This window comes from Paenibacillus sp. ACRRY, from assembly GCF_022346995.1.
Classification (GTDB): Bacteria; Bacillota; Bacilli; order Paenibacillales; family Paenibacillaceae; genus Paenibacillus.
Genome location: NZ_JAKRNM010000001.1, coordinates 408,260 through 432,381, shown reverse-complemented (window position 1 = coordinate 432,381; position 24,122 = coordinate 408,260). Strand labels below are relative to the sequence as shown.

Below are 24,122 nucleotides of genomic sequence, written 5' to 3'. Positions count from 1 at the left end.
TACCTCTTCACTCTTACCCACTTGTTTCTTACTGATTACTCATGACATGAAGATAAAAGTTCAGATCGTTCTCCAGATGCTTTTTCATCAACTCTTCTGCTTTCTCGCCGTCTCTGGACTTGATTGCATTATAAATTTCTTCATGCTCATCAATCAGATGAGGACGATTATAGATGACAACGGTTTTCCTGAACAGATAAATAATAGCCTGCATCCGGTCTATAATATCAATCATGAGCGGATTATTACTCGCTTTTACAATGTCATTATGGAAGCTTTCATTCGCTGACATAATCTCATCTTTTGTCCCCGATCTGCCGATTTCCACATACTTGTACAGTTCCTCAATCTCGTTGTCTTTTAGGAAATTCGCCGCGCATTTAGCTGAATACCCTTCCAACAATATCCGAACATTGAACAAATTGCGCAAATCCTTTTCCGTTGGCTTAACCACTTTCTTTTGAACAATTAATCCTTCGTTCTCCAGTTTTCGTATGGAATCCCTTATGGGCGTTCTGCTAACTCCAAGCTCTGCAGCTAGTTTCTCTTCAACGATCTTTGTACCGCTAGGAAGCTCACCGTTTAAGATCTTGTCTCGGAGAATTTCGTAACACTGATGATACGCCGGTCGTGAGCTATTATTTTCATGCACTAACTTCACCTCAGTTTCATTTCTCATCATAAATATAGTACCAAATTATGTTCATAAAATCATTCCAATAAACGATGTCAGACAATAAAAGTATACGCTAATTCATAAATTGTATACAATTTTATATTTTAATGTATACAATTTTTAATTTTTAGTATACAATAAAAACGCAAACAACGATGTAAGCGGTTGCTGAATCGATCATTTTATTTTCAGTAACTCAAGTTACTTCAACGTTGTTTGAAACTAATCTGTGTACAGAACTTAATTCATAGGCATATAGGCCTTTCTTAGAAAAGTTATTAGGAGGAAAACATTATGGCAAAAAAAGTTGGTTTTATTGGACTCGGAATCATGGGGAAACCGATGGCTCTAAATCTCACAAAAAAAGGACACGAATTAACCGTTAATGACCTGAATCAGGAAGCGGTTCAAATATTGGTTGAATCCGGTGCAACTGCAGCTTCCTCACCTAGAGAAGTTGCTGAGAACTGTGAAATCATCATCACGATGCTCCCTGCATCTCAACATGTGCAAGCTGTTGTTCTGGGTGAACAAGGCATTTTATCCGGAGCCAAAGAAGGCTCGATTATTATCGATATGAGTTCCATCACTCCAGCTGTTTCCATTGCTCTTGCAGAAGAAGCTGCGAAAAAAGGCGTCGGCTTTTTGGATGCACCCGTTAGCGGCGGAGAACCTAAAGCCATTGATGGTACATTAGCAATTATGGTGGGCGGTAAAGAAAGCGTATTCGAACAAGCCAAGTCCGTATTGTTTGACATGGGGACGGCTGTTACCTTGGTTGGAGATAGCGGATGTGGAGTTACAGCGAAGCTCGCGAATCAAATTATCGTTAACTTGAATATTGCTGCGATGTCCGAAGCACTTGTGCTGGCTGCCAAAGCTGGCATCGATATTGAGAAAATGTATCAGGCAATCCGAGGCGGATTAGCAGGCAGTGCTGTTCTGGATGCCAAAGTTCCGCTCATTCTGGACAGAAACTTTGCCCCAGGAGGCACAATTGCGATCAATATGAAAGATATTACGAATGTCATGGATACAGCTCACGAAATTGGAGTACCTCTTCCCCTTTCTAGTCACCTGTTAGAGATGTTCCATGCCCTAAAAGTTGACGGGAAATTAATGGACGACCACGGCGGGATCGTACAGTACTATGAAAAATTAGCAAATGTCGAAGTTAGGGGTCTTGGCCATGAAAACAAATAACCGGTCTGTTGAAGAAGTGTTCAGCAACATTCCTTCTGTAGATACCAGCTTTGTCCTTGAAATGATCGATAAAGAGCTTCAACACTTTAATCACAAAATTATCGTGCTTGATGATGATCCAACTGGTGTCCAAACGGTGCATGGTGTATCGGTCTATACGGATTGGTCGTTGGAAAGCATCGACAGAGGTTTTAAGGAAGAGAATTCGATGTTCTTTGTTCTCACCAACTCACGTGGCTTTACAGCGGCGGAAACGACAAAAGCACACCAGGAGATTGCTGCAAATATCGTAGCAGCTGCCAAGAAAAACAACCGTGAGTTCACCATTATTAGTCGCGGAGATTCCACACTTAGAGGGCACTACCCGTTGGAAACGGAAGTATTGAAAGATACCGTTGAAGCCCAGTCAGATATCCGATTTGACGGTGAGATCCTCCTTCCTTTCTTCAAAGAAGGCGGACGTTTTACAATTGATAATGTTCATTACGTGCAATATGATACGGAACTGGTTCCTGCTGGAGAAACCGAATTCGCTAAGGACCGTACCTTTGGTTACACCAAGTCCCATTTAGGTGAGTGGGCTGAGGAAAAATCGAATGGTCGGTATAAAGCCGAACACATGACTTACATTTCGCTTGAAAGTCTGCGTACCATGAACATGGATCTGATAGAACAGCAGCTGTTGAACGTTGAGGATTTTAACAAAGTTATTGTGAATGCGGTTGACTATGCTGATGTACAGATCTTCACCATTGCTTTGATTCGAGCCATCAACAAAGGTAAACACTTTATGTTTAGAAGTGCTGCTGCCCTTACGAAGGTCATGGGAGGCGTTAGTGACAAAAGCCTGCTCACTCGTGAAGAGATGATGAGTGATCACACAAACCATGGCGGATTAGTCATCATCGGATCCCATGTTAAGAAAACAACGGAGCAGTTTGAAGAACTGAAGAAGTCCGGTGCAGTAGAATTTGTTGAATTTAATGTTCACCTTGTCCTGGAACCCGATCAATTCGAGAACGAGCTTAATAGAGTTGTGGAGACTACCAACAGATTCATTCTTCAAGGTAAAAATGTGGCTGTCTACACCCGAAGAGAACGCTTGGACCTTGGAGCAGACAGAAAAGAAGAGGAATTAAAACTTTCCGTCAAAATATCGGATGCTGTCACGAGTATTGTCAAACGTTTGGAAGTAAGACCATCGTATATCATTGCTAAAGGTGGGATTACCTCGAGCGATATTGGAACGAATGGTCTTGAAGTAAAACGGGCTACCGTTGCTGGGCAGATTCGTCCAGGTATCCCCGTGTGGACAACTGGAAGTGAAAGTAAGTTCCCCGGGATTTCCTATGTCATCTTCCCTGGTAACGTGGGTACCAAAACGGATTTGAGAGAAGTCGTTGAAATGTTGAGTTCGAAATAATTCTTATTAAGTTTAGTATGACCAGAGTGTAAGGAGTAACACTGATAAAGAAATAATACAAAATTAATAGTGCACTCCTTACACTCTGGTCTTCTTGATCAAGCCAATAAAGAAAAGAGGAAAAATATATGCCAATTATCTCTGTTACCATTGGGGTCATTTTACTGCTCATATTAATGATGGCCTTTAAGTTAAACGCTTTCATATCTCTGATTATTGTATCCCTGGCCGTTGGCGTACTGGAGGGTATGACACCGATTCAAGCTGTCGAATCCATTGAATCCGGTCTAGGCGGAACGCTCGGACACTTAACGATGATTATTATATTCGGAGGTATCCTCGGGAAACTAATGACCGATTCCGGTGGTGCACAGCGTATCGCCACAACCATGATAAGTGCCTTCGGTCAAAAACGGACTCAGCTAGCAGCAGTTATTACAGCGGCTATTGTTGGAATCGCTTTATTCTTCGAAACAGGAGTGGTGGTATTAATTCCATTGGTATTTACCATTGCGAGAGCTGCGCGTGTGCCAGTTCTGTATCTGGGAATGCCCGTTATTGCAGCCCTTATCACCATGCACGGATTCGTCCCTCCGCATCCTGGACCGACAGCCGTTGCTAACGTTTTTGGAGCCAACATCGGATTAACGATGATTCTGGGTATGATTATTGCGATCCCTGCATTCATCCTTGCAGGCCCTGTTTACACCAAGCTGTTTAAAAAAGAAGCATTACAGATCGATATCCCTAAAGGTCTATTCAATCCTAAGGAATTCAAAGAAGAAGAACTTCCTAAATTCGGAATCAGCCTTTTCACAGCTCTTCTACCGGTTATTTTGATCGCGCTTCAAACCGTTGTTGAGATTTTTGCTCCTGAATCAGCAATTTCGCCAGTAACGGACTTTATCGGTAATGCAAACGTGGCTCTACTAATTTCAGTTATTGTAGCGATCTTTACTTTCGGGTTGAATCTGGGCAAAAAAATGCCTGAGATTATGACCTCACTGAGCGAATCTGTAAGCGGAATCGGAATGATCCTGTTAATCATCGCCGGTGGTGGTGCGTTTAAGCAAGTTTTGATCGACAGTCATATTGACCAATATATTTCTGATCTTATGTCAGGCTCGACCCTCTCTCCACTCCTGTTAACCTGGCTGATCGCAGCAATCTTAAGAATTGCCGTCGGTTCTGCAACCGTAGCCGGTATGACAGCAGCTGGTATAGCCGCACCTCTGGTTGCTGCAACGGGCGTAAGTCCAGAATTGATGGTTCTTGCAGCGGGTGCAGGTAGCGTAACCTTCTCTCATGTCAATGATGCAGGATTCTGGATCTACAAGGAGTACTTCAATCTTAGTATCGGTAAAACGATAAAAACCTGGTCGGTCATGGTAACGATAATCTCACTTGTGGGACTTGCTGGTGTCCTGATTATGGATATGTTCATGTAAATCGTAAATAGGTAACGAAAGAATAAAGGCACGTTCTTATCAGAACGATGCCTTTATTTTTTTGATCAAACAATAGAGACAGCCTTTGATATTCTCCGCTTCTGATATCTGTTAATCGCCCATTTTCCTTTCCTGAATATATTGTAGGAATTCGAGTGGAAGGACGGATTAGCATATGAACCTTACTGATCGTGAAGCAATCCTTTTTAATTCTAATGTTGGGGGTGGTTCGTACGACATTTGGCTTTATCACCCATTAACAGGTCAGACCATGAAGCTAACCCAGAATCTTGGTGAAGAATTTTCAATTCCTTATTGGTCTCCCGATCTTCAGCACATCGCCTTTATCGGCAAGAATAATATGGTCTTGGTATTAAATCTAAACAGCAGAACATGGGCACAGATTGATCAAATTGAACCTTATACTTTACTGAGCTGGTCACCAGATAGTCATTACTTGATCTATGTAAAGGACGATCGAATTGTGATCTACAATATACACGCCCATACCAGCGGCTCGATCGTTCAATATGGAGTCTCAGATGTTCAATGGTTTCCCTCTGGAGAAGCTTTCCTGTTTGCAGCACCAGATGAAGCAGGTATCACTCAACTGTATAAAATCAACCGGGACGGCATGAACAAACAGCAATTAACACATAATACGGAAGGGCCACTCCACAATGTCAGAATATCTCCTGATGGAGAGTTTGCTCTATATACTTCCCCGGGAGCCAGCATTTCCTTAATCACTACCGTTAATTTATCAACAGGCGTAAGCTACAAACTCCAAGGTGGACCTCAGGCAAAGAACTATTTTCCCGAATGGTCTCCAGACTCTACGACAGTCGCTTATAGCGCCACAGATATCGTGAATAATCAATACGTTTCATTAATCCAGACTGACAGCCGAGCTGGCGGGCAGCAAAAAACATGGTCGGTCTCCACCTGTTTCTCCACCCCGCTCAGTTGGTCGCCGGATGGGAAACGACTTGCATACTTATCAGGATGCAACAATCAAGAACACGCAGACGAAATTTGGGTTATTGATTTAGATCACCCTAATAATCCGACCAAAATTGTTGAAGCCAAGTGGATTACATCTCTAGCCTGGTCACCACAATTCCACGAACTTGATCCCTATAAATTATACCTAAACCAGATATACAAGGTATCCTTCTATTATCCGCGAAACTGGCGCAAAGTGACCGAAGAACGATTCGAAGGATCAGACGGATTTTTTCAGATATCGGCGATATCTTCAGAAGAGGAAATTCACGCAGTGTGCAGAGCCGAAGCCTTCCATGTCCTGCAACCCTATGGAACCAATCCTCGAATCTTCCCTGCATTGGTTCAAGCACAGGAAGCCTGTTTCATCTTTCCCTCAGAAGACCAACCCGCAGAAATGAGAAATCAGGCGGCACTTATTGTCAAATACCCTACTCCTGTTGTGATTCAAGGAAATACGTATTCCTATTTCATCTTGTGGGCCGATCAGGATCACTTAATCTCTCTGGTAAAGACTTTGACTTTTATTTAAGCTGAATAATGCTCATTTAAAAAAGGGGTGCAAAACACAAAAACAGCGTTTTGCAGCCCTTTACCAAGTCCATTATCCTCCTTGCCAACGAAATAGAAAAACCGCCATGAATAGGCGGCTGTTTTCCGTGAGCGATATGATATGAACTACCTTGTGTACCTTTCGATATCATTTATCTCAGAATGTGACTCTCTTCTATAATGATCCTCGTGCTGACGAACATCATTCTTCAGCTTTACTACGAATCCCCATCCCATGAAGGCAAGTAAAAGTACAGTAATCAAGGCATAAGCAAAACTGAATAAATTCATGAAAAAATTAATAAAAATTGCGCCCAGCATGAATCCCAAAATCCACAATACCCACTTTGTGCTCTTTTTCAACCATCTTCCTCCTTGAAGTAATTCCTTATTTTCCCTTCTATGTATCATAGTACAATCGAAGGTGATTATAAATAGTTTCCAACAAGGATTCAAAGATTTATAAATAGATATTACCGGTTTATCAAGTCAAACCATCCTTCGAGTCCAGCTACTACTTCCTCCAATTGCTGTTCCTCAGTGATTGCTGGTGCATGATCTCCCTTTTGTTCCCCGTACGAGCCAAACTGCCCGTGATTACCACCTTTGATGCTTACATATGTCGTGTTTTGCGGAAGATTTATTTTGGATTCTTCCCATTGTTCGAAATTCAGTACTCCATCATCTGTACCTGTGATCTGTAATGCGGACAAGTCCGTCTCCTTTAGGCTTCCACTGTCATCGGCGTAAGACGCTAAGTAAAAGACCCCTTCCAGCGTGTCTGTATGCTGGGCAGCATACCGTGATGCAAAGACTCCTCCTAGCGAATGCCCACCAATTACAAAGGCTTCGTCGGGATGTTCCTCAATAAAAGAATCCGCCTTGTTCCCCCCAAACATTGCTAAATTTAAAGGCATATCCGCAATATAAACTCTATGTCCTTCTTCTGCTAATTTTCTGGCAAATGGAGCATAACTGGTGGGTTCCACTAGACCTCCCGGATAGAAAATAATGTTAGGTTCCACGATCTCTGTACCTTCAGGTTCAAACCGATAGCCATTCTTGATCTTATTGATACTTATCTGACCATCCAGGTTCATGGCAGCTTCAGCTCTTACCGACGGACTATACGTGACGGATTGGAGATAAACAAAAAGTCCAACCACGACTATAATTACGGATAGACTAGACCAAATTACTATCTTTTTCCACTTGTTACTGCGCTTTGCTGTTTTCAACTTCATTCCACCTTTATTCATTACTCGTTTTAGTTTCATATAAATTATACTTACCGGTAAGTATAATTACAAGTTGATTTTGCTTATGAACGAAGTTTGTCATAAAATATTCATGGAGGAGAGTGTGCAATGCCAGATAAATCACCCAAGCGTTTACCCGGAAGACCCAAGCAAGCAGAAACCCAAATTTCCATACAGCAAACGATTATTTTAACTGCTTCCAAAATGTTCAAGGAATATGGCTACGAAACTGTCACGCTCCAACAAATTGGAAAACGATGCAATGTGTCTAAGCCGACCATATACTATCACTTTGCTAGCAAACCCGAACTTTTTAAGGTTGCCATGATAACCATGTTCCAGAATGTACGCCGAGTAACTTCAGACTTTCTTGATCATGCTGAACATCTGGAAGATGGACTTATACGGTTGGCCGAAGCCAGGTTGGCGAACCCGCATGCCGAGGTTGAAACTATGATTAGAGAAGCTGAGCCTTTTCTTGAAAAAAATCAAATTCTGGAAATTAGAGAAGCCGAGGCTCGCATTCATGAGGTATTGGCGACCCATTTCCAATTGGCCATGGACCAGCAAACTCTCCGCGAAGACGATCCCATGTTCTTAGCTGAGACTTTTTCGACCCTGATGTTAATGGGGAATCGGGAGAACACCTCGCAAAAGTATGAATCTAATCTTGCACTGGGCCAAAGGTTAGTAGGAATCTTTATGAGAGGTGCAAAGTTAACTTCATGACTTCTTTGCCAGCCTAACAAGGATCCATTTCGATAAACTGAAGGAACTATAGCAGATAAATTCCAGAATTGCATTGTTCGAATTGGTACCGCAGCCGAGTTTTTAATGCTTGGCTGCGGTTTTATTTTCTGTGTTGTAATTTAAACCATGGATAATGTATCTCTCCCTGTGGCTTGGTTAGATTTTCTATTTGATTGTTCTTGAATCGGGATTATAAGCGTTGGTCTCTAAATTAAAAAAAGCCGCTGCAATAGCGACTTTGATTGGAACGGCGTTAGTGCCGCTTGATCATCCACCTATTTATCATCCGGAATGCTCAGAACTAATTTGCCGAAGTTTTCTCCCTTTTCCATTCGGAGGAGTGCATCAGCTGCTTCTTCCAACGAATACGTTTTGTCTAATACGGGATGAATCTTATGTTCCTCCACCAGTTTGATCATATTGACAAAATCCTGCGGGCTTCCCATCGTTGAACCTATAACGGAAATTTCCTTTACAGTCATACTGGGCAGGACAAGATGAGGAACAGGTCCTCTCGTAGCCCCAAAGCTTACTACACGGCTTCCGATTTTGCCAAGTGACAGCAGATTATTAAAGACCTCGCCCCCAATACTGTCAACAGACAAATCAATGCCACCCGTTAATCTATCCATCTCCTTCACCCAGTCCTCCGAAGTATAGTTAACGCCTCCGGCTGCACCCAGTCCTTTGGCTTTTTCAATCTTTTCTTCGTTGCTAGATGTCACGTAAACTTCTGCGCCAAGTGCGGCTGCAAACTGAACCAAAAAGGTCGCTACACCCCCGCCAACACCGGGGATCAGAACGGTCTCCCCTCTCTTCACTTGGCCTCTCGTTATGAGAGCCCGGTAAGCAGTTAAGCCTGCCAATGGGAGCGCTGCTGCCTCTTCCCAAGATAAATGGGATGGTTTGAAATAAACATTTTCCGCGGGAACCCTTACATATTGAGCATAGGTTCCGTTAGTAGGAACGCCAAGAACCGTAAAATCAGCACCTTTTGTGTTTAAATTACCTCCCCAATTCAAACCAGGGTTGATAATTACTTCGTCACCAATCAAGACATTCTGCACTTTTTCTCCAATCTCTACGATCTCCCCCGCTCCATCCGATCCCGGAATCGCTGGTAGTTTAATCCCCGGGTATTGCCCATGTATGACTAGTAAATCCCGCCGGTTAAGGGCTGCCGTTTTCAATCGGACAACAACCTCTTTCGAACCAGGTTTAGGCATATCTACATTCTCTAGTTTCAATGAATCAGGGCTGCCTGTTTCTCTTAACATGATTGCTTTCATGCCTTCTCACTTCTTCCTTTTTCTATCTTTTTAAGCCTGCAAAAAAAACAATTACCTTACCGCTAGAATTTCAAGGCTCGGGTTCAAGGCATAAGCTACATAATCGTTAATACTTTGTTCAAGTTCCTCGTCTGACATTTGAGGTACTCCGTACAATACGTAAGGTGTCAAATAACGTGTGCCAATCAAGTTACTAGTTGCCTGGAAAGGACGCAGTAACTCAGGAATAGTATATTGAGCACTCCCCCCTGGAGAATAACCTTCATTAGTGACACCAGTCGTAGTAGCGATCAGCAATTCTTTTCCCTGCAGCTTGTCCCCTTCACTCCCAAATGCCCAACCGTAGGTAAGGACAGCATCCTCCCACTTTTTCAACAATGACGGCGAACTGTACCAGTAGAATGGGAATTGCAAGACGATTCGGTCGTGCTGCTCCAAGAGCTGTTGCTCGGTGGCGATGTCAATTTGCTCGTCTGGGTATGCTTGATATACATTGTGCAGGGTAACGTTATCTTGGTTTTCCATTTCTTCAGCCCAACGTCGGTTGACGCGGGATATGGATAGATTGGGGTGAAAAACGAGTACTAATGTTTTCATGCAAAAATTTCTCTCCTTTATGTTGTTCTCATAATGCTCACATCACAAGAATAACAAGAAGCAGAACCCGTTTCTTTGCTGTCAAGCTCATTTCTGTTGTTCTTTTAGCTCATTTCTTTTTTTCTGTCTGAACTCCGAGGGTGGAAGTCCAAATGTCCCCTTGAACACTTTAGAGAAATGTGCGATATTTTCAAATCCGCTCGAGAAACAAACTTCCGTAACCGTTAAATCCGTTCCCAGCAACATCTCCCTAGCCTTATCCAGCCTTCGATTACGAATCCATCTAAGCGGAGAAGTGTTATATATGGCTTGAAAATCTCTTTTAAAGGTCGCCAGACTTCTTCCGGATAAAAAAGCCAAATCGTTAAGAGAAACAGGATTGGTTATATTTCCTTCCATTATCTCAACAATATTGCGTCTGTCCTTGTTCATTGGCTGCATGATCTGATATATAAAACGTTCATTCGAATCAGTCACGTGAAACAAAAGCTCCATTAGTTTGATTCGAACCAGTCCTTCATTGTATTCTTCCGGATTTTCAATATAGGGCTTTAACGATTCGATATAACTTCTAATCCGTTCGTTAACAGGAAATACGGTTACCGGCGTGACTTCATCCACCAGATAGACTGGTTTGATCTCCGCAAATTTGAGGAATTCATCCACGATCTGATTATTTAGAAATACCATCATATAATCGATGTTGTAATTGAAGTTAGGATCACCCTTTTTCTCGAACTGAATAGCAATTGATTGATGAATAAACATCATCTCATTACTCCGTACAGTAAATGTCCGATCCCCGAACCGAAGAGTATAGATTCCCGATCGGACGACTAATAAAAGATGATCCTTCAAGAAATAAGAACCCTTCCTTACTTTCGTGTGATAGCTAAATTCGATGACAGACAATCCTTTCAGCCTTAAGCTGATTTTTCTGTCCGGTGTATTTGGTAATTCATGAGGCACCTTAATCATTTTGTCAGTTCTCGTCGTCATAAACCTGTCCTGCCTGGTTCTTGAAACAATGGTTTGAAGGTAACTCCACAATGAATTGTTTGAGCCAATGCAATCATATTATCTCCGTAAGTATCCACTTCGTTCTCCTTTCGCCTATCACGAGCTAGGTTCTTCTTTAGAATAACCGTAAATCAGCTGAATAACTTTACTGTGAAGCTCAAATCACTTGTTTATTTAGCTCAAAAAAACAGAGCATATATTATAATGTACAAAGAAATTCGTTTCCAAAACAAAAAAGCCGCTAAAATAGCGACTTTCCGTAAGAGCCTGCATTAGCACTCTTTCTATAGAGAACATGATCAGTAAACTCGTTTGAGTCCACACATAATTATGGGTTAGAGCTTCTGTAAAAAAACTAAATATTGAGATCAGACTGAACATGTTGAGAAGTATGATCTGATGCCTTCCTAACCAGTATGAAGTAAGTGATAATAGCAACAATACTGGTCCCTAACAAAGTAAGGCCCAATGGAACAGCCGTGTCTTCACCGGCAACCCCCACCAACGGAGCGACCAACGCGCCAAGCAAGAAGGGAACAACCCCAAGTAATGCTGCGGCACTTCCGGCACTTTTGGCTTGACTCTCCATGGCAAGTGGAAATGCTGCTGTTGACGTAATCCCGATAGAGCATACGAAGAAGAACAGCGGTATAACCAGAGCAAAAAGAGGGCCATGAGCCAGAGTAACCATCAAGGCAGCAATACTTGCTATTAGTGCAAGCCATAGTCCCGACAATAGGAGCGTCTGCTCAGAGATTCGCTGTGACAACCGACCTACAAGTTGAGAGCCAATAATTAGGCTTATCCCGTTTGAAGCAAATAATATAGCAAATACCGTCGGCGTGACTCCGTAAATATTTTGATAGATAAAAGGTGTACCTGCTACATATGCAAAAACCCCAGCTGTCATAATTCCCTGTGCCAACATGTAACCTACAAACTTCCTGTCACGTAAGAGGTGACCATAGTTACGCAACTGAAGTTTGAAGTTGGGAGCAACGCGTCGTTCCGGAGGGTTTGTCTCTTTCAGACGCCATTTGGTCATTGCCCATAAGAAAACTCCCAGAACGGAGAGTGAGATAAACACACCAATCCATGTCGTAAATGAAAGAACGCCACTGCCTGCGATCGGTGCTGCCAAAGGTCCCAAATTCCCCACGAGCAATAACAAGGAAAAGAACTTGGTAAGCTCATGTCCGCTGTATAGATCGCGAGCTATCGCGCGGGAAATAACGATCCCTGCTGAAGCCGAGAAACCTTGAGTGAAGCGGAACAAAATCAACAGACCAATATTGGGAGCGTAGGCGCACGCCAAAGAACAAATGATATAGGCGGCCATGGAGATCAGCAACGGTGTACGTCTTCCATAGGCATCGCTCAGTGGTCCCATGACCAGTTGTCCCGCTCCCAGCCCTAGTAAGCAAGCAGTAAGACTGAACTGAACAAGTGAAGCATTCGTGTTGAACGTTGCTGCAATCTCAGGGAATGCTGGTAAATACATGTCGATCGTGAAAGGGCCTAAGGTTGAAAATAAACCCAACAATAAGGCCAAGCCTGCAACATTCCATTTGTTGCTTTTAATCATTAATCCATACCTCTCTCTAATAATTACTTTAAGCCTTTAGACAGTATAGCTCTTAGAGTTAACTTTAGGTCAAGTTATATTTAAACGTTCATGATTCATTCGTTCTAAGAACTGTTATTAGTTAGCCACCCTTCGTTTATTAAACCAGGTCAAATAAAACCGTTAATCATTATAGATTAACGGTTACTGATCATTAACTATTCGTTTGACATAACCTTTGACCACAAACTACACAAAAAAAGCCGCCCTAGTACACGGCAGCTTCGTTGCTCTTGTTTCAGTATAACGTTGGAACTGGAGAACAATTGTAGGAACGAATCTCACGCAATCCAATTGAATACTGATTCCATCTTCCACCAAAAAATCTGTAGCCATAGGCTCTTGATTCACCGACCGCTGTCAGGAAAAACCAGAAGTTGTCTCCATTTCTAAGCCACATATACGTGAAATGGTAAATGCAATTTTGAAGTCCCACAGGATTAACAGGATAGGGGAACATGGATTGTGGATAAGCCATATTGTCAGATTCACTCCTTATAGGTAATTGACCTAACTCCACTTTATGCCCAGAGTTACGATTTGGATTGGGTGTAAGCCCAGGAGATCACCTGTTACACAGCTGAATTTACATTGATTTTGACTCTTAACTCCGTGAGAAATTGTTCTTCCCTTGAAGAATCATAATTAATCGGAAGCGAGACCTGGTAAACCTTCCCGTCGGTCGGTATCTGGTTGGTTTCGATATACCTGTATAAGCTCTGGTAGTGTGAATAGAAGTTATCTCTGGACCAGTCAAAAGCAATACAAACATATTCTCCACTCGGGATCGTCTCCAGTTGAATATCCGCTTCATCTAACTCCAGTTTTTCACCTTGGCAAACCTTCGTGAAGACACTGCTGCACCGAATGGCTTCAAACTTGGCATAAGGGAATAATTCAAAGATAAATCCAAAATAATTATCAATGATCTCTCCCCTTTCCTCCAGAACATCCGCCAACCTTCTGAAGTTGAAATCCGACTGATCATAAAGATCAGCTTCACAACTGTTGACCACCTTCAAAATGCTCTGTTCTTCAATATGACGATTATATATCGCACCCTCTTCATTTTTGGCACATATCTCCAACTGTTCACGGAGTTGATCCTTCCGTCTCAATAATAGTCGCTGTGAACGCTGAAGCTTTTCAATCTCCTGATCGATCACTTTCTCCTGCTCTCCAAGGAAGGTCTGCATGACCTCAGGTGTGCAAGAAGTAGTAACAATATTCTTGATTTCTTCCAATGGAGTCTGGATCTGTTTGAGGTACTTAATGATGTCGAGGTAAAAAAACTGCCTGAGGTGGTAATAACGGTATCCATTTTCAGGATCGATAACATGTGGTTTGAAAATGTCTATTTTATCGTAATAATGCAATGTTTGAACGGAAACGTTATTTAGACGTGCGGTCTCTCCAACGGTGAATAATTGCTTCATATTGTTATGTTAACTTCCTCTCCGATAGGATGATGAAATGCAAAACATACATACTCTAAAAATCAAGTGTTGACCCTATAGCTACTATAGGGTTTATTCTTGGCCATGTAAATTATAAAAATTCAACATAGATACGAAAGGTGAACACGATGAAAACTACAAGCAGAGTTGAGCAAATACTTGGAATTAAATACCCAATTATTCAAGCTGCAATGTCCTGGATTACTGATGCAACAATGGTCGCAGCCGTGTCTAATGCAGGCGGACTTGGGGTATTGGGGCCACATGGTGGTTACAATACGCCTCCTACAGGCGGGACGACTGAGGCAGGCGAAAGGCTTCGTAAGGAAATTCGAAAAATAAAATCTTTGACAGATAAATCCTTCGCATTGAATCTACTCATGCCCCAAGAAGGCTGGGATAAGTATGCTAGAACTACATTTGATGTAGCTTTGGAGGAAGGTGTTAAGTACTTTGTTGGTGTTGGGTATGTAAATAAAGAGATGATAAATGAGATAAAATCTAAAGGAGGCACCCTTATTTTCCGCGAATTAACACCTACTGCCAACGGGGCCAAGCAAGCAGAGGCGCATGGTGCTGATATCATTATTGCGACCGGTTATGATGAAGGCGGATGGCTGCCCCAGAACCGAATTGGTACATTTTCCATCGTGCCTACAATCGTTGATGCTGTTTCCATTCCCGTTCTGGCCACAGGCGGCATTAATGATGTGCGTGGTGTTAGAGCGGCCTTTTCACTGGGGGCTGAGGGTGTTTATGTAGGAACACGATTCATTGTATCTGAAGAATGCCCGGCATCTGACATTGTCAAGCAGGATATCATCCAATCTACAGGCTCAGATCTGCTCTTTGTTTCTACAATGCAGCGCTCCACTCCAGGTCCATTTGCACGTGATTTAGCCGCAACTTATCGAACTCCAGAAGATTCTGCAGTGAATGAGCAAAAAATTGGTGCAGTTGGCGGACTTCTCCCGGGTATGCTCCTTGGGAAGCCGTCCGAGGGTATTAGTTCGGTGAATACAGCCATTGATCTTATTAAAGAAGTCAAAAGCTGCAAAGAGATCATTCACGAACTGATGATTGATTTTATTGAAGAATAACTGGTTCAAATCTAATATTTTGACGGTAGAGCTGCAGCCGGACGAATGGATTCATAAAACATATTCTGAAGGAGATTCAATATGACTAAAGTTAATCCTGAACAAACCTTACGTTTGCTTTTTCCCCAGTGGCAAGGAGGCAATAATCCTCCCTACGTTTTGGGCGCGCGTCTCCTTAACTGGCTTGCGCCCCAGCCTGGGGGACCATTTGAAGAAGTACCTGTAGAGCTAGATACCTCCATGGTTGAGGAAGACGGCATCGTGGCAAAGACAACCGTTCTAAGACAGGCGCGAGCTGCCAAAGCTCTTATTCATAAGCATGATCCTGAGCGTATTATTGTTTTGGGAGGAGATTGCAGTGTCGAGCTTGCTCCTTTTGCCTACTTGAATGAAAAATATTCCGGTGATACAGCCCTATTATGGGTTGACCTGCATCCTGATGTCTCACTTCCCGCAGATTCGCCTCATCACCATGCACAAGTTCTTGCCAACCTACTAGGGATAGGAGATTCCGAGTTCGTCGCTGAGGTTAGTCGTTTGTTTCATCCCGACCAGATTCTCTATGTCGGTTTGAATGACATGCTGGATGCGCTTGATACCGATCCCTTACGTGATAAGAAGCTGGATAGCATCCACCCGGAAGATATGGAAAAGAATAGCGCGAAGGTGCTACAGTGGTTAGAACATCGAAAGCCTTCCAAGGTGATCATTCACTTCGATCTTGACGTACTGGATATGAAAGAGTTCCGTTCTCAACTGGTTGCTTACCCTGGAACTTATGAAGAAAACACGACACGGTTCCCAAGAGGATCAAGCATGGAAACGATAATTCAAATCCTGCAGGATGTCGCTCAAACATACGATATAGTCGGATTGGGTATCACAGAACATTTCCCGTGGGATGCATATTTTCTGCAAAACATGCTGTCCCGGTTGCCGCTAATTGGGGATATAAACAGGAAGGATCGCCCTCCCTTTAATACACTTTGAAAAAATAGGAGCATCCATTTCTCAGGATGCTCCTGTTCTCAAATCATCCTCTCTTTAAAGAAGACCGCTTTTTCGTAGGAAGTGTTGAAAATGCCGTCTATTGGCCCAGTAAACGTTCTTCGATTTCCTTATATTGATCCAAATCTTTATCTGCGACAGGGCGCAGAACTCTGCATGGATTCCCGGCAGCTATTACGTTTGCCGGAACGTCCTTCGTCACCACGCTACCCGATCCGATGATCGTATTATCTCCTATCGTTACTCCCATATTAATAATCACGCCACCGCCTATCCATACATTATTTCCAATGGTAACAGGATGAGCCTGCTCATATTCAGCTACTCTTAATTTAGGGTGAATGGCATGATTTACAGCAAATATACTAACATTCGGTCCCAGGAGTACATTATCTCCAATGGTGATTTTAGCGCAGTCTAATACAGTGAAATTATAATTGGAATAAAAGTTTTCACCAATTGTAATATTATAGCCGTAATCACAACGAAAAGGTGGTTCAATAAAGAAATTTGCTCCTGTTTTACCTAGTAACTTTTTGATTAAAGCATTCCGTTCTTCAATTGCACTTGGTCGCAATCCATTAAACTCAAACAAAAGTTCCTTAGCATGCTGACGTTCCCCCAGAAGTTCCGCTCCCATGGCTTTGTATGGTAAACCAGCAAGCATTTTTTCTTTTTCTGACCATTGTACCAACAGATTCATCTCCTTTGATATGTATGCTACTTAAAGTTCATTCAACTGACCTTTTCCATGGATGATCAGAAATGGATGGTCAAATGACTTAAACATGGATCTATTATTTTTGTATTTCACAAGATAGAATTATATCACCGTACTGTTGAACATTAATGTACTTTATTCTCTTAGAATGTAACGATATTCCCAATTAGGGGGCATAGCTATATGATCGCTGATAATTCGCACCTGGACCAAACGCTATATGAAAAAATTCAACATGGGCACAAGGATTTCCCCATTCAGTTTTATATTGATGAGCTGTACCAATTTAAGAACCTGAAATTCCCTCTGCACTGGCACTTTGAACCGGAGTTCTTTATTGCCCAAGGTGGTCCCCTTAGAGCTCAAATCGGTAATCAAATCCTCGAATTGAATCCAGGAGACGGCATTTTTGTTAATGGTAATACATTGCATTCGTTTGAACAGATTCACAACCATGATAGATGTAAATGTCCTAACATTGTGTTCTCAGCCGAGATGATTGCGCCACATTCAAGCATCATATATCAAAAGTATGTCTGGCCAATCCTGGCCAATTCGAACTTGCCCTACTTTGTTCTATATAACAATATCCCCTGGCACAAAGAGATTTTAAATCAACTTTCGTCCATCTTTTCCCTATTACATCAATATGGTCTGAAAAGTCCTTTTGGGGATTATCCCGATATAGATCTGCGTGTTGAAAATGTCGAAGAAGATTGTTTCGAAATGCAGGTGCAACGCATTCTTAATCAAATTTGGCAATCCATATACAAACATCAGGAACTAATCCCCAAAATCAATCAAACCCTAAGGGATGTGCAACACCAAGTACGATTGCAAAAAATGTTAACTTTCATTCATCAGAATTATATGAACGAGGTCTCACTGCAGGATATCTCGCTATCAGCGAATATTAGTAAAAGTGAAGCCTCCCGATGCTTCCACGCTTTGTTAAATTGTTCTCCAATTGATTATTTACTTCAGCATCGTGTTGAATCTTCGAAACGTTTATTGTGTCATACCACCCTTAACATTCAAGATATCTCCTTGGAGTGTGGTTTTAATTCACCCAGTTATTTTATTAAGGTATTTAAAAGAAAAGCTGGAATGACACCCAGAGAATATAGAGCTATCAACATCATTTGATTGCACAAGGCAGCCGATCACGTTGATCGGCTGCCTTCTTGGTATAGTGAAATAGCGCTCCTGATTAGCGTAATAAGCTATTGGTTTAGCTTTCATCCTTAAAATGAAAATGTTCATGATGAATCGCATCCATCCCAACCAACTTACCACTCTTCTTATGAAGATAGGCGAAGCTTTTATTTAACGGCATTCGAAGTACTTGATAATTGTGATCTCTTGGTAGAGCATTAACCTCATTCATAGCTAATTCACATGTAGTGTAGATACCTATTGGGAAAAAATTAGGGAAAATCGCTGTTCCATCAGCAACGAAAATTCCCCACACATAACCATTCGTCACATCCTTCACCCCCTTCTGCTTCCATATTATAAGCACAAAATTCTGTTTTCCTGAGTAAAAAAAGGTTTAGGCAAAAGTAAAATAAGTGCACGTTCCCTTCTTCTCCATTCTTCTCTCTGAGTCAAAAGTAAAAAACGTACGCGTTCTCGTCAATAACTTTGATATCGCGTTATCCCTTTCTAGATTACAATATTTTCAAGAATAGATTTGCTGAAATATTGCTAATAAGGGGGAAAAGAAATGAACAAGAAAAGCAAATTGGTCATGTTGTCTTTATGCATCTCATCCTTATTACTGGCCGCGTGTACCAGTGAAGGAAATTCCGGGAAAAATCCAACGACTACAGATTCTGGGACCAACGAGGCTGGAACGGTAACCCTTCACACGGTAACCTCTGAATACACTTCAGCCAAATATCCTAAGGGTGACGATATCACCAACAATGTGTGGATTAGGAGATACAAAGAGAAACTTAATATTGATGTTAAAACTGACTGGGTTAGTGATGAATACGATACAAAACTGAATCTGGCCATATCATCGAACGATCTTCCTGATGTATTCCGGGTGAATCCTTCACAATTACGGCAATTAGTCGAAGCGGATATGGTCATGGATCTTACAGATGCATTTGATCAGCACGCCTCCGACCGCCTCAAAGGTTATATGAAAGCGGATGCAGACAGTTTCGAATCGGGTAAAAAGGATGGCCAACTGTTCGGGATACCTCAAATGCATTGGGGTTTAATTGAGCAACCGGATTTCGTCTGGATCCGAAACGACTGGAAGGAAGAACTGGGGCTCGAGGATCCAAAATCGGTGGAAGACATCAAGAACATTGCACTGAAATTTATGGAAAAGCACGGTGGATATGGCATGGCGGTAGATCAATCGCTAGATTATCTGAATCTGCTCGCCATCGCATGGAACGCCCATCCGGATATTTGGATTGAGGATAACAGCGGAGAGCTCGTATATGGTTCAATTCAACCCGAGATGAAAGCAGCACTGGCTGAATGGGCTGAGTGGTATAAGCTTGGCATCATTGATCCGGAATTTGCGATCAAAGACTTTAACGCGATGAATGCCGATATTGTCGCCGGCAAAGTGGGAATGCAGCCTTACTATCAATGGTGGGGTTATAATCCTGGAGTTGATACCGTATCCAATTTGGGCAAGGACGCCATCTTCTATCCGTATATCATCCCAACAATCGACGGCAAAGAAGCAAAACAATCAATCTCCTTTGCGAACGGCAGCTATATTGTCATGAAAAAGGGATTTGAACATCCTGAAGAAGTCATCAAAATCCTGAATGACTATGCTTATATCGTCGATGAAGGCCAGGGTAAGGAATCCAAAGAGACGTTATCCGCCTTATTGGACAACGATATCGCTCACGTGGTTGGAGCTTTCCGTGTACTTAATCCGAACTCCGACTATGAGCAGTTTGAGGCTGTATCCGCAGCACTTCAGTCCAAGGACACCAGTGGGCTCACGACTTCGGGAATGTGGCAAAAGTATAACAACAGTGTAGAATTCATGGATAATGCCACGCCAGGAGCAGTCGGCGACTATCTGCAGCAAGGGGCTCCTAAGAATGCTTATGGTCTTGCGAAAAAAGTGCTCGATAGCGAGAACTATGTCAAGACAGGACTATGGGGAGTTACCCCAGAGGCACTGGCGAGCTACGGCACAACTCTGGATGATATCCTGACCGAGGGATTTACCAAGATCATTATGGGCACGGAAAGTATCGATCATTTCGATGTTATTGTTCAGAACTGGAAAGCTGCCGGCGGGGATGAAGCAACCCGGGCAGTAAATGAAGCTTACGGAAAATAAATAAGTTTGTAACGGGGATGAGGAATTTTAACTTCTCTCCCCTTTTATTTTGCTTGAGATTCGATCTTTATTACCGTGAACGGAGGAAAATGAATGCTTAGAAAATTAAAGCAGCAGAGTCCCTACCATTTAATGTTGATACCTAGCTTAATTTTGGTTTTCATCTTCAGTTACATCCCATTTTACGGCCTCGTTATTGCCTTCCAGAAATACAATCCGGGGCTGGGATTCAATTCTCCATGGGTAGGATGGGACAATTTCTCGCACGTGTTTAATCAGCCCAATTTCGTTAGGACGATCTGGAACACGCTGTATATGTCTGTCTTCAAGATCATTGGCGGCATTATCGTGCCTGTTATCTTCGCCTTACTGCTTAACGAGGTTGTAAGAAGCGCAGTCAAACGTACGTTCCAAACCCTTGTTTACATCCCCAACTTCCTCTCTTGGGTCATCATGGCCGGAATTATGCTCGATATTCTTAGCGCCGACGGCATCGTTAATACGTTTTTAGGGGTATTCGGGATTGAGAAAATCTCATTTTTAGGCACACCATCCATTTTTCCGTGGACCATGATTATAAGTGATATCTGGAAGGGTTTTGGCTTTGGTACCGTTGTTTATCTGGCAGCCCTAACGAGTATTGATCCCGGGCTATATGAAGCCGCTGTGATTGATGGAGCCAAACGATGGAAGCAGACCATATATATTACTTTGCCCCTTCTTATGCCCACCATTGTGCTCATGACCGTATTGTCGCTTGGAAATGTACTTAATGCCGGTTTTGATCAAATTTATAATCTATATTCTCCTGTCGTCTATCAAACTGGCGATATTATTGATACATATGTGTATCGTTTAGGGATTCAACAGGCGCAATATTCCATCGGTACCGCTGTTGGGCTCTTCAAGTCCATCATTTCCACTATACTGATGGCCCTATCTTATTTCCTGGCGTATAGGGTAGCAGGCTATCGCATCTTCTAAGGAGGACGATCACTATGATTAACGATAATAGTATAAGTAGACGTCTGTTTCATATCGTGAACTACACCATATTGATAATCATCTCTCTACTTTGCATTCTGCCATTTATCAACCTGGTGGCCGTTTCATTCAGCAGCAGTGCGGCAGTGTCGGCAGGCAGTGTTACATTCTGGCCCGTAGAATTTACGACAAAAGCGTATGAATTTGCATTATCCGGCGGGGCATTCTATTCTTCCCTATGGGTAGCCATCAAACGTACCCTGCTTGGAACACTCGTTAATCTTGCCCTGATTGTGCTTACTGCGTATCCGCTCTCCAAAACGAAGCAAAAATTGATGGGACGTAATGTATATATGGGATTTTTTATCGTGACCATGTTATTTAATGGAGGATTAATCCCTACATATCTCGTGGTGGTCAAAATGGGACTGATCGATTCGATCTGGTCACTGATATTACCCGGCGCTCTGCCCGTCTTCAGCATGGTCATTCTCATGAACTTCATTAGGGGTTTGCCAGAAGAGATCGAAGAATCCGCGATTATCGATGGTGCAGGTCCTTTACAAGTTCTTGTCCGTATTTTACTCCCCCTTCTTAAACCTGCTCTCGCAACTGTTGGATTGTTTAGTATCGTTGCCCATTGGAATTCCTGGTTTGACGGAATTATCTACATGAACAATCCGGACAATTATCCGTTACAGAGCTATTTGCAGACGCTCCTGCAGAGCTTTGAACAAATCATGCTGAAATCAGGCTCCGATTACACTCAGCTGCTCTCCATGATGAATGCCCGAACCGGGCGCGCCGCCCAGATGTTTTTGGGTGCCATTCCCATTTTGCTCGTTTATCCGTTTCTGCAGAAGTATTTTACAAAAGGTTTGGTACTTGGTAGTGTTAAAGGGTAACGTAAGAGGCCTGCAGGATGACCTGCAAGCCTCTATTTTTTATTCAGGTTTACTCGCAATAGCAGGCAGCAGGATGGAAAAAATCGTACCTTCCCCCACTATACTCTCTACCCGCACTCCATAGGGTTTGCCAAAATGAAGTTGAATCCGCCGCTGTACATTATGAAGACCGATTCCATTGGAACCGTTGCCCGTATCAAGCCTTCCTTCCATAAAACTCCGGATTGCATGATGTTCCATGCCGACACCATTATCGCAGACTTCTATTGAAATATGATCACCCTGCGGCTGAATCCGAATCGTAATTACGCCGTCTTCTTCGATCTCGGCTAGACCGTGGAAGATGGCATTTTCAATAATGGGCTGCAGGATCATCTTGGGCATAAGATAATCCAGCAAGTCATCTTCAATCTCATATCTCATCTGAATAGACCCATAATATCTGACGTTCTGAATGGTTGCATAATTCACGATATTATCCACTTCCTCGCGAATGGTTACCAGTGTTCCATCCGACTTGGTCGCATAGCGAAGCATCGAGATAAGTGCATCTGTCATTTCCACGATTTTGTCTGCTTGCTGCATGGATGCAATCCATTTTACGGAGCCAAGTGTATTGTACAGAAAATGAGGGTTAATCTGATCATGAAGTGCTCGCATCTCGGCTGCGGCTTTCTCTATTTCTTCTTTCTGCATCCGCTCAACCATACGCTTCAGTTCATGTGACATCTTATTGAAGCGAACTGACAAATGTCCGATCTCATCTCGAGAGCGAACCTCTTCAACCTGTTCAAACTGCCCTTTTTCAACCAGTGAGATATTACGTAAAAGTTTCTTGATGGGACGTGTGATCACATGAGAGAGAAAGATCGAAATAATGGCGGCAAAAAGAGACATGACGATAGCCAGCATGATGAGATTGCGACCTAGTATTTTGCCATCCGCAGTCAGCTCATCCAAAGGCATATATAAATAAGTGGTCCACTTTTGCTGACTAAGCGGACTGGTAACTACAATGTTCAATGATTCTACTGGACGAACGTTATCACGGAACAAGGTCCCAATCAGCTGGTCATTTACGTTGTATACAATCTTGTCATCCTCGTCTACGATCATAAATCTTGAACGAAGCCCTTCCTGCAGGTTGCGATTAACGATCTCAATGAATTTAATATCAATGCTGACGACGATAACTCCAAGCAGTTTTCCATTGGTCACATCATGAATCTTACGTGCGTGTGATACGGCCAGGATTTTATTTTCCAACTGCTTATCAATCCTGGTTGTCAACGTAATCGTGCGATCATTGGAATGCATGAACTTTTTAAACCACAATTCGTTCGCCATCTTGAAGTTGGGATCTATGGGCTGGTGTGGACTAACGAACAGATCCTGTCCTCCGTTCAAGTTATAGAGGTAAATGGAAAATACGCGGTCCTTCATCATGATGTAATTCATTAGAAGATTATAGGCCGCAATCTCATTCTGCTCCTTACCATCCCGCAGGAAATCCTGTATTGGAAAGCTTCCATCATGTGTCGCAGATAAACTGTCGTTAAGTCCATTGCTGGCCAGGAGCGAGATTTTCTCGATTTCCTTGAGAAACTCGTCAATGCGAATATTCGTCTGCTTGGCCAGATCGCTCAGCAGCTTCGTATAATTCTGTGCCAATAAGCGTTCAGAAGAGTAATATGAATTAATGGTCATCACGAATACCGGAAGGATAATCACTGTCATACAAATCACCAAAATTTTGTACTTGATACGAAA

The 24,122-nt window shown here is 42.6% G+C and carries 22 protein-coding genes; 11 read left to right on the top strand and 11 right to left on the bottom strand.

Annotated elements, in window-relative coordinates; translation table 11 throughout:
• Positions 1-28: 28 nt before the first annotated feature.
• Entirely contained in the window at positions 29-682 is a 654-nt protein-coding gene (locus MH144_RS01920; protein ID WP_239297289.1) for a GntR family transcriptional regulator, read from the bottom strand.
• A gap of 288 nt (positions 683-970) precedes the next feature.
• On the opposite strand from MH144_RS01920, the gene garR reads away from it, so the two are divergent.
• The 4 genes from garR (at position 971) to MH144_RS01900 (ending at position 6,287) form a co-directional block, all read left to right on the top strand.
• A complete protein-coding gene (garR, locus tag MH144_RS01915; RefSeq protein ID WP_239297287.1) occupies positions 971-1,879 on the top strand; it encodes a 2-hydroxy-3-oxopropionate reductase in 909 nt (302 codons plus the stop codon).
• The gene (locus tag MH144_RS01910) at positions 1,866-3,302 is read left to right on the top strand and encodes a four-carbon acid sugar kinase family protein (protein ID WP_239297286.1); all 1,437 of its coding nucleotides are present in this window, start codon (positions 1,866-1,868) and stop codon (positions 3,300-3,302) included. Before garR ends, MH144_RS01910 begins: the two co-directional genes overlap by 14 nt.
• 128 nt (positions 3,303-3,430) lie before the next feature.
• Positions 3,431-4,750 carry a gluconate:H+ symporter gene (locus tag MH144_RS01905; protein WP_239297284.1) on the top strand — a complete coding sequence of 440 codons (1,320 nt, stop codon included), beginning with the start codon at positions 3,431-3,433 and terminating at the stop codon, positions 4,748-4,750.
• A 175-nt stretch (positions 4,751-4,925) separates the two neighbouring features.
• Positions 4,926-6,287 carry a hypothetical protein gene (locus tag MH144_RS01900; RefSeq protein ID WP_239297282.1) on the top strand — a complete coding sequence of 454 codons (1,362 nt, stop codon included), beginning with the start codon at positions 4,926-4,928 and terminating at the stop codon, positions 6,285-6,287.
• 146 nt (positions 6,288-6,433) lie between these two features.
• On the opposite strand, the gene MH144_RS01895 is transcribed toward MH144_RS01900, so the two are convergent.
• Together MH144_RS01895 and MH144_RS01890 are read right to left on the bottom strand one after the other, a co-directional pair.
• The gene (locus MH144_RS01895; protein ID WP_239297280.1) at positions 6,434-6,670 is read right to left on the bottom strand and encodes a hypothetical protein; all 237 of its coding nucleotides are present in this window, start codon (positions 6,668-6,670) and stop codon (positions 6,434-6,436) included.
• A 110-nt stretch (positions 6,671-6,780) separates the two neighbouring features.
• The gene (locus tag MH144_RS01890) at positions 6,781-7,551 is read right to left on the bottom strand and encodes an alpha/beta hydrolase (RefSeq protein ID WP_481857333.1); all 771 of its coding nucleotides are present in this window, start codon (positions 7,549-7,551) and stop codon (positions 6,781-6,783) included.
• Positions 7,552-7,674: 123 nt separating this feature from the next.
• Between MH144_RS01890 and MH144_RS01885 the strand changes: the two genes are divergently transcribed.
• On the top strand, positions 7,675-8,295 hold the full coding sequence (locus tag MH144_RS01885; protein ID WP_239297276.1) for a TetR/AcrR family transcriptional regulator: 621 nt from the start codon (positions 7,675-7,677) through the stop codon (positions 8,293-8,295).
• A gap of 296 nt (positions 8,296-8,591) precedes the next feature.
• On the opposite strand, the gene MH144_RS01880 is transcribed toward MH144_RS01885, so the two are convergent.
• The 5 genes from MH144_RS01880 to MH144_RS01860 form a co-directional block, all read right to left on the bottom strand.
• On the bottom strand, positions 8,592-9,593 hold the full coding sequence (locus MH144_RS01880) for a quinone oxidoreductase family protein (protein ID WP_239297274.1): 1,002 nt from the start codon (positions 9,591-9,593) through the stop codon (positions 8,592-8,594).
• Positions 9,594-9,656: 63 nt separating this feature from the next.
• The gene (locus tag MH144_RS01875) at positions 9,657-10,202 is read right to left on the bottom strand and encodes an NAD(P)H-dependent oxidoreductase (protein WP_239297271.1); all 546 of its coding nucleotides are present in this window, start codon (positions 10,200-10,202) and stop codon (positions 9,657-9,659) included.
• An 87-nt stretch (positions 10,203-10,289) separates the two neighbouring features.
• Positions 10,290-11,201, bottom strand: a complete 912-nt coding sequence (locus MH144_RS01870; protein ID WP_239297268.1) for a helix-turn-helix domain-containing protein — start codon at positions 11,199-11,201, stop codon at positions 10,290-10,292.
• Between the two features lie 376 nt (positions 11,202-11,577).
• Positions 11,578-12,807 carry a multidrug effflux MFS transporter gene (locus tag MH144_RS01865; RefSeq protein ID WP_239297266.1) on the bottom strand — a complete coding sequence of 410 codons (1,230 nt, stop codon included), beginning with the start codon at positions 12,805-12,807 and terminating at the stop codon, positions 11,578-11,580.
• 611 nt (positions 12,808-13,418) lie between these two features.
• Complete coding sequence (locus tag MH144_RS01860) at positions 13,419-14,282, bottom strand: MerR family transcriptional regulator (protein WP_239297264.1); 864 nt, start codon at positions 14,280-14,282, stop codon at positions 13,419-13,421.
• Positions 14,283-14,431: 149 nt separating this feature from the next.
• Between MH144_RS01860 and MH144_RS01855 the strand changes: the two genes are divergently transcribed.
• A complete protein-coding gene (locus tag MH144_RS01855) occupies positions 14,432-15,403 on the top strand; it encodes an NAD(P)H-dependent flavin oxidoreductase (protein WP_239297262.1) in 972 nt (323 codons plus the stop codon).
• An 81-nt stretch (positions 15,404-15,484) separates the two neighbouring features.
• On the top strand, positions 15,485-16,393 hold the full coding sequence (locus tag MH144_RS01850) for an arginase family protein (RefSeq protein ID WP_239297260.1): 909 nt from the start codon (positions 15,485-15,487) through the stop codon (positions 16,391-16,393).
• Between the two features lie 97 nt (positions 16,394-16,490).
• Here MH144_RS01850 and MH144_RS01845 read toward each other — a convergent pair whose 3' ends face one another.
• A complete protein-coding gene (locus MH144_RS01845) occupies positions 16,491-17,078 on the bottom strand; it encodes a sugar O-acetyltransferase (RefSeq protein ID WP_481857332.1) in 588 nt (195 codons plus the stop codon).
• A gap of 237 nt (positions 17,079-17,315) precedes the next feature.
• On the opposite strand from MH144_RS01845, the gene MH144_RS01840 reads away from it, so the two are divergent.
• On the top strand, positions 17,316-18,278 hold the full coding sequence (locus tag MH144_RS01840; protein WP_239297256.1) for an AraC family transcriptional regulator: 963 nt from the start codon (positions 17,316-17,318) through the stop codon (positions 18,276-18,278).
• 85 nt (positions 18,279-18,363) lie between these two features.
• Here MH144_RS01840 and MH144_RS01835 read toward each other — a convergent pair whose 3' ends face one another.
• The gene (locus MH144_RS01835) at positions 18,364-18,618 is read right to left on the bottom strand and encodes a hypothetical protein (protein WP_239297254.1); all 255 of its coding nucleotides are present in this window, start codon (positions 18,616-18,618) and stop codon (positions 18,364-18,366) included.
• A 240-nt stretch (positions 18,619-18,858) separates the two neighbouring features.
• Here MH144_RS01835 and MH144_RS01830 point away from each other — a divergent pair, with 240 nt between their 5' ends.
• From MH144_RS01830 to MH144_RS01820, 3 genes are all read left to right on the top strand, one after another.
• Complete coding sequence (locus MH144_RS01830; RefSeq protein ID WP_239297252.1) at positions 18,859-20,463, top strand: type 2 periplasmic-binding domain-containing protein; 1,605 nt, start codon at positions 18,859-18,861, stop codon at positions 20,461-20,463.
• Between the two features lie 93 nt (positions 20,464-20,556).
• On the top strand, positions 20,557-21,447 hold the full coding sequence (locus MH144_RS01825) for an ABC transporter permease (RefSeq protein ID WP_183519366.1): 891 nt from the start codon (positions 20,557-20,559) through the stop codon (positions 21,445-21,447).
• A gap of 14 nt (positions 21,448-21,461) precedes the next feature.
• Positions 21,462-22,352, top strand: a complete 891-nt coding sequence (locus tag MH144_RS01820; protein WP_239297242.1) for a carbohydrate ABC transporter permease — start codon at positions 21,462-21,464, stop codon at positions 22,350-22,352.
• A 39-nt stretch (positions 22,353-22,391) separates the two neighbouring features.
• On the opposite strand, the gene MH144_RS01815 is transcribed toward MH144_RS01820, so the two are convergent.
• Positions 22,392-24,089 carry a cache domain-containing sensor histidine kinase gene (locus tag MH144_RS01815; RefSeq protein ID WP_239297240.1) on the bottom strand — a complete coding sequence of 566 codons (1,698 nt, stop codon included), beginning with the start codon at positions 24,087-24,089 and terminating at the stop codon, positions 22,392-22,394.
• Positions 24,090-24,122 lie beyond the last annotated feature (33 nt).